An 11,870-nucleotide genomic window follows, 5' to 3' on the forward strand; every position below is an offset into this window, starting at 1 on the left:
GTGTCCCAGGGGTTTTTTCGATTTTAATTATTTTCTAAATATAATTATTTACACGCACTTGTCCTTTATAGTTCTTCTTCCACTCTAGCAAACCAGCTACACATATAAAGAGATTAATAACAGCTAGTATTAGCATGACATATAAACCAGTGGAAATATAAATTACAATGCTAACTACGTTATACAAAATCCATAAATGCCAGTTCTCTAAGATTTTTCGACTTAGCATAAATTGAGCTACTAATCCTAATACAGCATTTAAAGCGTCTAAATATGGACTTGTTGATTCTAAATAACGGACTTGATAATAGCCCCAACCAACCCAAGCAACTAAAATAAAAATTATATAAAAGGTCCACCCCTTTAAATCTAAACGAACAGTTGCTTTTACCTCTTCTTCCCCACTACGTGCAATCCAATAATACCAACCATATACATTAAATATAAATTGAAAGACTGCTAATACTGCCATTGCATATAAACCTTGTATAATGAAAATATACAGAAATAACGTAACAGTAATCATACCAAATAAAAAGTTGGATACTTTTTCTCTTGCTAATAACCAAACATTAACAATCCCCATAACCGATGCGAAAATTTCAATATAACTCGATTGAATGTAAAATCCAACCAATACGCAAATAATACTAGAAATGAGTAAAAAAAGTGGACTTCTAACCATATTTATCTCTCCCCAGATGTGTAATAAATTCCATATCACCAGTATAAGGAACTCCTCTTATTTTTATCATGAATTCCCTTATTCAAAAACCCCCTCATTATCTATTCCATATACGGTAAGTCTTTTCTTTTTACAAAATTCTCTTAAAAATGGTATCGTTTTTTATAACATATCTCTACTAGAAGGGAATAAAGGATATGCTTACTAAACATCGAATTTTATTTATTGGTGCCGGTCGTATGGCAGAAGCTATCTTCTCCGGGTTACTTAAAACGAGTAAAGAATATATCGAAGAAATTATCGTTTCCAACCGAAGCAACATAGAAAAACTAGAACAATTACAAGGGCGATATAATGTGTCCATCACTACAGACTGGAAGCAGCATATTACATCCGTTGATACGATTGTTTTAGCAATGCCACCAGCTGCACATGAACAGTTATTACAGGAGTTATCTCCTCTTCTAACTGAGCAATTCGTTGTGACCGTTGCTGCCGGGATTGGACCATCTTATTTAGAAAAAAGGCTTCCTCAAGGGACACCTGTTGCCTGGATTATGCCAAATACAGCTGCTGAAATCGGAAAGTCCATCTCCTTATATACGACGGGACATTCCGTAGGTGAAACGCATCAAGAAACGCTACAACTCCTTTTAAAAGGTATTGGTACCTCACAGTTTTGTACTGAAGAGGAAGTTCATCAACTTACCGCCATTACTGGTAGTGCACCTGCTTTTCTCTATCACTTTGCTGAAGGTTTAATTGAAGCGACGAAAAACTATGGAATTGATGAAAAAACGGCAAACCACCTTGTCATTCAAATGATTGCTGGTTCTGCCGCTATGCTCCAACAAAACGAAGATCCAGCTATGCTCCGAGAACAAGTAACAACACCAGGAGGTTCAACTGCTGAAGGCTTAAAAGTTCTATATGAAAATAATTTTTCAGAAGTCATTCAACAAGCAGTTGAAGCAACAAATAAAAAAGCTAGGGGGAAATAATATGAATTTAACAAGTTTAAAAGACTATACAACATTACATAATGGTGTAAAAATGCCTTGGTTCGGTTTAGGTGTGTTTAAAGTAGAGGACGGATCAGAAGTAATTGATTCTGTAAAAGCAGCTATTAAAAACGGATACCGCAGCATCGATACTGCAGCAATCTATCAAAATGAAGAAGGCGTTGGTCAAGCAATTCGCGAATCTGGTATTCCTCGTGAAGAGCTATTTATCACTTCAAAAGTATGGAATAGCGATCAAGGTTATGAAACAACACTTCAAGCATTTGAAACTACATTAGAGAAATTAGGCCTAGAATATTTAGATTTATATTTAGTACATTGGCCTGTAAAAGAGAAATATACTGAATCATGGAAAGCGTTAGAAAAGCTTTATAAAGATGGTCGCGTTCGTGCTATCGGTGTGAGTAATTTCCACATTCACCACTTACAAGACGTATTTGAAATTGCTGAAATTAAGCCAATGGTCAACCAAGTGGAATACCACCCTCGTTTAGCACAAGAAGAATTACATGCTTTCTGTAAAGAACATAACATCCAGCTCGAGGCTTGGTCACCATTAATGCAAGGACAACTACTGGATCATCCAACATTACAAGAAATTGCGACAAAATATAGTAAATCAACTGCACAAGTTATTTTACGCTGGGATTTACAAAATGAAGTTGTAACGATTCCTAAATCAATTAAAGAGCACCGCATTATTGAAAATGCAAACATCTTCGATTTTGAATTAAGCTCGGATGATATGAAAGCAATTCAAGCTTTGAATGAAAATCATCGCGTCGGTCCAGATCCAGATAACTTTAACTTCTAGTAGAAAAACCACTGCCATGTGCAGTGGTTTTTTTCACTTTAAAAAACTGAAAATTTAAACTATATTCCATTTGATTGACACTTCATTATCCAAGGTGTAAGATTTTGAATTATCAAAGAAACACAAAAATTAATAAAATTTATTCGTTTACTCATTGTATCAAGAGAGGTGGAGGGACTGGCCCTTTGAAACCTCGGCAGCAGGTTCATTTTGAATACTGTGCCACTTCCTGCAAGCTTTATGCTTGAAAGATAGAATGAGGGACTTCGTTTATATACGGGTACATAACTTGTATGTGAAAATCCCTCTTTCTTAATCAGAAAAGAGGGATTTTTTATTTTTCATTTCCCTCATCATCATCCAATCTTATTAATTATTTAGGAGGAAAATCAAATGAAAAAGAAGTTTGTACCCGGTATCGCATCAGTTGTAGGAGTAAGTATTTTATTAACTGGTTGCGGTAGTTATAAAAACGAAGCTAGCGGAGCAAATGCAAAAGACGAGGCACCTAGTAAACAGGTTTTAAACTTATCTTCACCTTCTGAAATACGAACAATGGATACAGCTCGTGCTACAGATACTGATTCCGGTCAAGTAATGAGAAACGTATTTGAAGGTTTGTATAATCTTGGTGAAGGTAACAAACCTGTCCCTGGCGTTGCAAAATCCCATGAAGTAAGTGGCGATAAAACGAAGTACACATTCCACCTGCGAGATTCAAAATGGTCAAACGGTACTCCTGTTACAGCGAAAGATTTCGTCTTCGCTTGGCAAAGAGCTGTTGACCCAGCAACAGCCTCTGAATATGCATTTTTATTCTTTGATATTAAAAACGCAAAACAAATTAACAACAAAGAGCTTCCAGCCGATCAACTTGGTGTAAAAGCAATTGATGACCATACGTTTGAGGTAGAATTAGAGCGTCCTGTTCCGTACTTTATTAGCTTAACGGCGTTCCCAACATTTCTACCAATTAGCGAGGAATTCTTTAAAACACAAGGTGATAAGTACGCTTTAGAAGATAATACAATTTTGTATAACGGAGCTTTTACACTAAGTGATTGGAAGCATGAACAAAGCTTTAAATTTAAGAAAAACCCTACCTACTGGGATAAAGATACTGTCAAAATCGAAGAAATCAATTTCAACATCGTAAAAGAAAAATCAACAGAAGTAAATTTATTCGAATCTAAACAATTAGACCGTATAAAACTAACATCTGACTTCGTTGATAAATATAAAAAGGATGCTAATTTTAAAGAACGTCCGAACGTAGGGGTACAATTTTTACGTATGAATCAACAAAACAAAGTACTTCAAAACGTTTCTGCACGCCAAGCAATTGATCAAACGATTGATCGAAAGTCCTTTGTCAATACGTTATTAAATGATGGCTCTACACCAACCTTTGGTCTTGTGCCAAAAAACTTTGCAAAAGGTCCTGATGGAAAAGACTTCCGTGCTACAAACGGCGATTTAACAAAAGTTGATACGAAATCTGCACAAGAATTATGGAAAAAAGCAAAAAAAGAACTAGGTTCTGAAAAGATAACATTAGAATTATTAACAAGTGACGGTGACCTTGAGAAGAAGACTGGTGAGTTTCTAAAAGGTCAATTAGAAAAGAATTTAGAGGGCTTAACAGTAAATATAAAACCGCAACCACGTAAACAACAAGTTTCACTCTTATTAAAAGGTGACTACGAAATCGGAATTGATGGTTGGAGCCCTGACTTTGCTGATCCAATTACATTCCTTGAATTGTTTACAACGAATAACCCTTACAACTTAGATCATTACTCTAATAAAGAGTTCGACGAAGCAATTGAAAAGGTGAAAACTACTTTAGCTGGTGATGAAAAAGCCCGCTTTGATGCATTACTTGCATCAGAGAAAATATTATTTAAAGACTCTGTTATTGCTCCTCTTTACCAAAAAGGCGAATCTTATTTAGAGAAATCTTATGTGAAAGGCATTGTACAAGTAGACTTTGCAGGTCAATTAAACTTCAAATGGGCAAAAATTGAAAAATAAAGTGAAACTTTAAACAACGTATTTCCATCAACTCCCATTGTTTTTTTGACAAAATATATTAAAAGTAGATTCCTTAATATGAGTGAATCTACTTTTTTGATATATTATTCCAAGAAATTAACACTTTGTTTTTATTATTGACATATAGTTCTTTCTGGTGTTAATATTCTAAATAATCAAAGAAACGAAATATTTAACCATCAAAATATAATGTCTACTACATTGAAACATATAACGATACATTATAATTCAACATGTATATACATATAGAACACATGATTACCTATAAACAAATATTTATACTAGGTTTTTTCTCTTTCTATAGCTACTTCAAGACATGGACATTATGACGTTATGAACAACACATTTAGGGAGGAACGAACAATGAAGAAAAAAGTTGTACCTGTTGTGGCATCTGTTTTAGGGGCAAGTCTACTACTAACTGCTTGTGGGGGAAATAAAAATAATGCAAGCGGTGCAAAAGCAAACGATAAAGCACCTGATAAACAAGCAATTAACTTATCATTTGCTTCAGAAATTCCAACAATGGATGTTGCAAAAGCAACGGATGGGGAATCCATGAACGTAATGCGAAATGTTTTTGAAGGTTTATATGCAATGGGCGAAGATAATAAACCAATTCCTGGTGTCGCTGAGTCGGTTGACGTTAGTCCTGATAAAACAAAATATACATTCCATCTTCGTGATTCGAAATGGTCAAACGGTACTCCTGTTACAGCAAAAGACTTCGCCTTCGCTTGGCAACGTGCCGTAAATCCTGAAACAGCTGCTGAATATGCATTCTTATTCTTCGATATACAGAATGCGAAACAAATAAACCAAAAACAATTACCGGTTGATCAATTAGGTATTAAAGCTGTTGATGACAAAACTTTAGAAGTACAACTAGACCGTCCTGTTCCCTACTTCTTAAGCTTAACGACATTCTCAACATTCTTACCAATTAATGAAGAGTACTTAAAGTCTCAAGGCGATAAATACGGTTTAGAAACAAATCATTTAATTTACAACGGTGCTTTCACATTAGATAACTGGAAGCATGAACAAAGCTTCCAATTGAAGAAGAATCCTAACTATTGGGATGCTAAAACTGTAAAATTAGAAGAAATCAACTTCAATGTCGTTAAAGATAAGTCTACAGAAGTTAACTTATATGATTCAGGACAAATTGATCGTGTTGCTTTAACTGCAGAGTTTGTTGATAAATATAAGGGCGATCCAAACTTCAAAGAACGCGCTGAAGTTGGTATTCAGTTTTTACGACTAAATCAAAAAAATGAAACATTAAAAAATCAACATGTACGCCTTGCTATTAACGGAGCAATGAATAAAAAGGCATACGTAGAAACAATTTTAAATAACGGCGCTGTTCCAGCTGAAGGAATGGTTCCTGCGAAATTTGCAAAGAGTCCAGAAGGCAATGACTTCCGTAAAGAAAATGGAAATCTAGTCAAGGATGATGTGAAAACAGCGAAAGAAAACTGGAAAAAAGCGAAGCAAGAACTTGGTACTGACAAAGTAACAATTGAACTCTTAACAAGTGATAATGCTTTAGCTAAAAAGACTGGTGAATATTTAAAAGGTGAACTAGAAAAGAACTTAGATGGATTAACAGTGAATTTAAAACCACAACCACGTAAACAACAGTTGAAACTACTATTAAGTGGTGACTACGAAATCGGTATTGATGGCTGGGGCCCTGACTTCGCTGATCCTATTACATTCTTAGATTTATTCACAACAGATAGTGCTTATAACTTTGATAAATACTCTAACAAAGAGTACGACGAGCTAATTCATAAAGTAAAAACAGATTTAGCTGGTGATGAAAAGGCACGCTTTGAAGCAATGCAGCAAGCTGAAAAAATTCTATTACAAGACGGTGCTGTCGCTCCTTTATACCAACAAGGTCGTTCTTACTTACAACGCTCTTTCATTAAAGGACTTGTAACAACTGACTTCGGTGGTGAGTTTAACTACAAGTGGACAGAAGTTACAAAATAATAAGTGCTAATAAAAAGGTATCCAATTGAGGATACCTTTTTATTTTATGCTTCTTTAACTAAAGAGCTTCTTCTTTCCTTTACCATTCCTTTTATAGCTAAAGTCATCACTGCTACTGATTGTGTAACCAATACAATAACTAATAATGAAATAATATTTCTCTCTAAACTAACTCCTCCAAATATTATTGTATAATAGCCATTCGCTGCATATGTTGCGGGAAATAATTCACCAATTGTTTGATATGTTTTAGAAAGCATCTCATGTGGTACGATTACACCCGAACTTACAAGTTGGAACGATAGCGAGATAATATTAAAAATCATACCTGCATTTCCAAGCACAGTTAGAAACATTTGTGTTAATGAAAGAAATGCAAAGAAAACTATCGCTTGAAATATCCATACACTCCATACCGTTTCGTGCATTTCGATTTGGAACCCTTTCATCAAACCAATTGTAATACATGCCAGCAAAATTGATACTGTACCGTTAATGATTTGTCGTGATAAGAAATTACTCCAACCAACCTTTACTTCTTTTGCAACTTTTGATAGTTCCATACTCATAATTATTGCTCCTACAAATGAGGCTAATACGATCATTAGCGGTACCATATTCACTGAAAATCCTTTTGCATCATTTACCTTATGAACTGTAAAACCAATTGAATCTTCGGTTAACCCTTTTATCACTTCTACATTCTCAGGTCCTACGGCTTGTAGCTTTCCAACAATCGCTTGTTTCTTATAATTTGCTATCTCTTTATTTACATTATCTCGAATTTGTTTTGCAGCTCCTTCCATCATTTGCTTGGCCATCATGGCATTCGCTTGATTAATATGGAAGTGTAAATTTGTCTTTCCTGTTCCATTTATATCTTTTGAAAAAGAAGCTGGAATTTCAATGATCATATCGTACACATGGTCATTCATTTCTTTGGTTGCTTTTTCCACAGACCGTTCTGCTTTCACTTGAAATGGTAAATTTCTCTGTAAGCCTTCTGCTATTTTACTACCTATATTGACATCTTCATTCACAATAGCGATACGCATTTGATCAGCTCTTTCATTCACTCCATCATACGCCGTTAACCAAACACAAAAGAAAATAAGTTGGAACGATAATGCCACTACCATTCCTACATACGTACCAGGTCGTTTTAAAAATTGTTTTAACGCTTCCATCTTCTCACTCTCCTATTCAGCAAGCAAGTACATGCTTGCATTTTATTTTAAATAAATACTAGGGTCTTAATGCCCTAGCATATAAAACAATATTATTTTCAATAAATTTCTCATCATCAACTTCTGTCAGGCGATCGGCAAAACGTAATTTAGATAAGAAATATCCAAAATTGATCCAGATAAAGTTCATTACTTGCGCTTCAATATTCGTATCAATAATGTTTCCTTTTTCCTGCATTTTTGCAAAATAGATACTTAATTCTTCTTTTAGTCCTTGTGGTATTTTAGCAATTTCCCCGTCTAATTCAGGAAATTCTCCAGCCTCACGTATACCAATAGCAATAATATCTTTTACCCCATCTAAAAAATTATGATAATGCCTTGCTAAATTTTTCAAATCCGTTTCTAATTCCCACACAATTTCTGTTTGTAAAAACTGTTTTAAATGCGGTACATATGAAAATTCAGCAACCGCCGCTTCAATAACACCCTTCTTACTTTTAAAATTGCGGAATATCGTTACTTCATTAACACCAGCACGCATTGCAATTTCTTTTGTTGTCGCTGCTGTATATCCTTTTTCTTTCACTAGTTCAATCGCTGCTTGAATAATTTTTTCTGCTGTCTTTGAGCGCGCCATAAAATCCTCTCTTCCTCATGCAAGTGATCACTTACATTTAGATTATATAACTTTTCTAACAATTGTCAATAATCCTCTTCCCCTTCTTTTTGCATTGAACTAAAACTCATCATAAATATAAACAAAAACATCAAATATGTTTTCCATGTCAAAGAAGGTGTATGCCCTGACCAAATATAGCTAACTAAATAGTTAATTCCCATAATGCAAGACGATATTACTAAACTAATACTTATTAGTTTTACATATTTGAGCATATCTTTTCTCCTTGTTTTTTATTTTTCTACTTCTTCAAATTGTAGATTCACCGGTTCTTCTAAGAGTGTTTCATAAAAGTTCTCTGCCCAATCTGTTGTAGGAATTTTTTCATCTACTTCATCAAATCGAATACTATCTAGCCAGACACAACCTTCTCCTGATAATAAAACACCAAATGCAATACCAAGTGCTTCTTCTTTTATATCTAGTACAACCGAGTACGATTGCCAGTTATTCGTATTTTTAATTGGACGATTTTGCATGTTATCCATAGCAATCGGCTCCGTATTTTTTCCATCTACTCGCATCCACAATCCTGCCCAATCCTTTACATTCTCACTCTTAATAAATGCTGTTAAACGTAATCTCTTACCTACATAGTTATCCGCTCGAAACATTTGCATTAATGTTGAAAATCCTCCGTGCGTAACGTTCTCTTTTGCTTTTATATATGCAGATACTTTTCCTTGATGGGCAATTTCATAATCTAAACCCATCTCATATTCAGCGGGATGACTTCCACTTAATAGCCATCCTTCCGGTATACCTTTTTCCATTGAAATCCCCTCTCTTTCTATATAAAATGACTGGAAATACTTTCGATATTTTTTTGGTGGTAATTGAAACATTCTTTTAAAAGCTCTAGTAAATGCCTCTTGTGAGGAAAAACCGTATTGCACTGCAATATTAATGACTGCTCTTTCAGTCGATACCAAATCTTGTGCAGCATGAGTTAATCTTCTCTTACGAACATAATCCGTTACACTCATCCCAACATATCTTTGAAAGATGCGATGAAAATGGTACATCGATACTGCACTGTGAGATGCCACTCTTTCTGTTGTAAGCTCCTCATGTAAGTGATTCTCTATATATTCAATTGATTTTTTTATTATCTCTTTATATTCTTCATGCATTTTAGTCCCTCCCTCACAACTTCAATTTACCATATACATACAAATCGTTTTTGATTTAAATTGCGGATTAGCCCTTATGACTGCAGGATAATAATTTATTTTCAACACATACATAATTACATGTTTTTGGGAAAAACTTGTATAGAACGAATTTACATAAGGAGGAATTTATAATGAGAATTCTACTATCAGTTTTATTAGCTCTTATGCTAGTACCTGCATTAACAGGATGTAAAGCTCCTGCAAAAGAAGACACAACTTCTAATAAAAAGACGACTGAAGAAGCAAAAAATGAAGCTCCTGCAGATTTAAAACTAAACTTCAATGAATTCGATTTAAAGGCAGACTACCAAGATACAAAGAAAGACTACGAAGCAGACTATAAAAATGTAGCAGCTGATAAGAAAATGGAAGCAAAAATTGAAGATCATAAAGCAGATGTAAAATTAACAGGAGACGAGGCTATCACAAAATTAAGCCCACTTCTACAAGAATTAAAATTTGATAAAGATACTGCTGACCAAGAAGTAATCGATCAAGTAGTGAACGTGTTCAAACTTGATAAAGACTATCAAAAATTCGATTTAGAAGTTGTCTTCTCTGATGGAACGAAAAAAGAATATAAAAGAGAAATAAAATAAAGAAGTAGGCGGTTGCCTACTTCTTTATTTTTTAATTTTTGCGTACCTTAGTTCTGGACTAGAACCGATAATGAATTGGACACCGGATACTGATGGTTTTTGTAAATATGAGGCACTTGGGAAAATAATTGGGATTAATGGTGAATCTGTAAACATAATATCTTCCGCTTTATGCAATAATTCAAAACGCTTATCTTCGTTTTGTTCAACTTTTGCTTCTTTTATTAAAGCGTCAAATTCTTTATTATGCCATTTTGCATAGTTATTCGGACCATCACCTGCATATAAATCTAGTTTAGTAATTGGATCTAATAAAGAGCCGCCCCATCCCATATAAGCTAATTGGAAATCACTTTGCTTGTATGTGTCGATGTAACTCTTCCACTCTTTATTTTCTAATTTAATATCTACTCCAAGATTTTTCTTAAACATTTCTTGCATTGCTTCTGCTACTTTTTTATGTTGTGTATCTGTAGTGAATTTTAATGTTACTTCAGGTATTGTAGACCATCCTTGTTCTTTCATACCTTCTTCTAATAATTTTTTCGCTTCTGCTGGATCAAATTTAACGTAATCACCTTTTTCTTTACGGAAATCACGGCCACTTTGTGTTTTTGCTCCTTCTGGAACGAATGCATATGCTTCTTGCGCATTATTTTTATACAATTTTTCAACGATAAATTTGCGATCAACCGCTAATGAAAATGCTTTACGTACCTTCGCATTTGTAAACGGCTCTTTTTCTACGTTAAACGAGTAAATATAAGATGAGAATCCTGCAACACGCTTATATTCTTTATTTCCTTTTTCTTTTTCAATCATCTCTTGTGGTAAGCTACTTAGTAAATCTAATTCTTTTGATTTAAATAATTGATACGCTGTTTTAGAGTCTGGAATAATACGAAACTCAATTTCTTTTAGAGTTACCTTTTTATCGTAGAATTCTTTATTTTTTTGTACTGTAATTGCCTGGTTATGCTTCCACTCTTTTAACGTGAATGGCCCATTCGTAATTAACTCTTTTGGATCTGTTTTTAATTTATTATTATCATCAATTGAATTTTTAGATAATGGAATAAATAGTGAGCTTGCTAATTTTTGTTTAATAGAAGCAACTGGATGTTCAAGAGTTACCTTTAATGTTTGAGGATCAACGACTTGAATACCAACTTGTCCCTCTTCACCTTTTCCAGTATTGTATGCCTCTGCCCCTTTAATAAAATACATTTCTGTCGCATTCATAGAACCCGTTTTCGGATTTAATAATCGCTTCCATGCAAATTCAAAATCATTTGCTATAATAGGAGAACCATCTGACCATTTAATATCTTTCTTTAAATGAATTGTATACTCAGTTCCATCAGCATTTACTTCTTCTTTCTCCGCTAATTCATTTTGATATTTCCCATCACTATCTTGTGTATATAAACTTGAAAACAACTGTCCAATTACATAACCTGACGTGCTATCTGTCGCAATGGCAGAATCAAGGGTATACGGATCACTACTAATATTCGTTACTAATCGATCTCCTTCTCCCTTACCAGCACTCGCCTTTTGCGTCTCTTTCTTACCGCATGCGACAGAAGTAATTGCTAAAACGGTCATAATGACAAACAGTAAAAACTTCTTCATCCTACATTCTCC

11 protein-coding genes and 1 riboswitch are annotated in these 11,870 nt (G+C 34.3%); of the genes, 5 read left to right on the top strand and 6 right to left on the bottom strand.

Annotation, left to right across the window (positions count from 1 at the left end; genetic code table 11):
- Positions 1-34 precede the first annotated feature (34 nt).
- Complete coding sequence (pnuC, locus tag JDS98_RS26805) at positions 35-685, bottom strand: nicotinamide riboside transporter PnuC (protein WP_097958057.1); 651 nt, start codon at positions 683-685, stop codon at positions 35-37.
- A gap of 197 nt (positions 686-882) precedes the next feature.
- On the opposite strand from pnuC, the gene proC reads away from it, so the two are divergent.
- From proC to JDS98_RS26825, 4 genes are all read left to right on the top strand, one after another.
- Positions 883-1,686 (top strand): pyrroline-5-carboxylate reductase, encoded by an 804-nt coding sequence (gene proC / locus JDS98_RS26810; protein WP_000956243.1) that lies wholly within the window; start codon positions 883-885, stop codon positions 1,684-1,686.
- A gap of 1 nt (position 1,687) precedes the next feature.
- Positions 1,688-2,521: an aldo/keto reductase gene (locus JDS98_RS26815; protein ID WP_001054814.1), complete on the top strand. Its 834-nt coding sequence runs from the start codon at positions 1,688-1,690 to the stop codon at positions 2,519-2,521.
- A gap of 153 nt (positions 2,522-2,674) precedes the next feature.
- Positions 2,675-2,779: riboswitch (SAM riboswitch) on the top strand.
- 135 nt (positions 2,780-2,914) lie between these two features.
- Entirely contained in the window at positions 2,915-4,555 is a 1,641-nt protein-coding gene (locus JDS98_RS26820; protein ID WP_199634509.1) for a peptide ABC transporter substrate-binding protein, read from the top strand.
- A gap of 384 nt (positions 4,556-4,939) precedes the next feature.
- Complete coding sequence (locus JDS98_RS26825) at positions 4,940-6,580, top strand: peptide ABC transporter substrate-binding protein (RefSeq protein ID WP_199634510.1); 1,641 nt, start codon at positions 4,940-4,942, stop codon at positions 6,578-6,580.
- Between the two features lie 44 nt (positions 6,581-6,624).
- On the opposite strand, the gene JDS98_RS26830 is transcribed toward JDS98_RS26825, so the two are convergent.
- The 4 genes from JDS98_RS26830 to JDS98_RS26845 form a co-directional block, all read right to left on the bottom strand.
- A complete protein-coding gene (locus JDS98_RS26830; RefSeq protein ID WP_106080932.1) occupies positions 6,625-7,767 on the bottom strand; it encodes a YhgE/Pip domain-containing protein in 1,143 nt (380 codons plus the stop codon).
- Positions 7,768-7,825: 58 nt separating this feature from the next.
- Positions 7,826-8,407 carry a TetR/AcrR family transcriptional regulator gene (locus JDS98_RS26835; protein WP_000124366.1) on the bottom strand — a complete coding sequence of 194 codons (582 nt, stop codon included), beginning with the start codon at positions 8,405-8,407 and terminating at the stop codon, positions 7,826-7,828.
- A gap of 65 nt (positions 8,408-8,472) precedes the next feature.
- A complete protein-coding gene (locus JDS98_RS26840; RefSeq protein ID WP_000922543.1) occupies positions 8,473-8,664 on the bottom strand; it encodes a lipoprotein in 192 nt (63 codons plus the stop codon).
- Between the two features lie 18 nt (positions 8,665-8,682).
- The gene (locus tag JDS98_RS26845) at positions 8,683-9,582 is read right to left on the bottom strand and encodes a helix-turn-helix transcriptional regulator (protein ID WP_097958060.1); all 900 of its coding nucleotides are present in this window, start codon (positions 9,580-9,582) and stop codon (positions 8,683-8,685) included.
- Between the two features lie 173 nt (positions 9,583-9,755).
- On the opposite strand from JDS98_RS26845, the gene JDS98_RS26850 reads away from it, so the two are divergent.
- On the top strand, positions 9,756-10,223 hold the full coding sequence (locus JDS98_RS26850; RefSeq protein ID WP_001221551.1) for a YusW family protein: 468 nt from the start codon (positions 9,756-9,758) through the stop codon (positions 10,221-10,223).
- A gap of 24 nt (positions 10,224-10,247) precedes the next feature.
- On the opposite strand, the gene JDS98_RS26855 is transcribed toward JDS98_RS26850, so the two are convergent.
- A complete protein-coding gene (locus tag JDS98_RS26855) occupies positions 10,248-11,858 on the bottom strand; it encodes a peptide ABC transporter substrate-binding protein (RefSeq protein ID WP_199634511.1) in 1,611 nt (536 codons plus the stop codon).
- Positions 11,859-11,870: the final 12 nt, after the last annotated feature.

The organism is Bacillus cereus group sp. N11, assembly GCF_016483605.1.
Taxonomy (GTDB): domain Bacteria; phylum Bacillota; class Bacilli; order Bacillales; family Bacillaceae_G; genus Bacillus_A; species Bacillus_A toyonensis.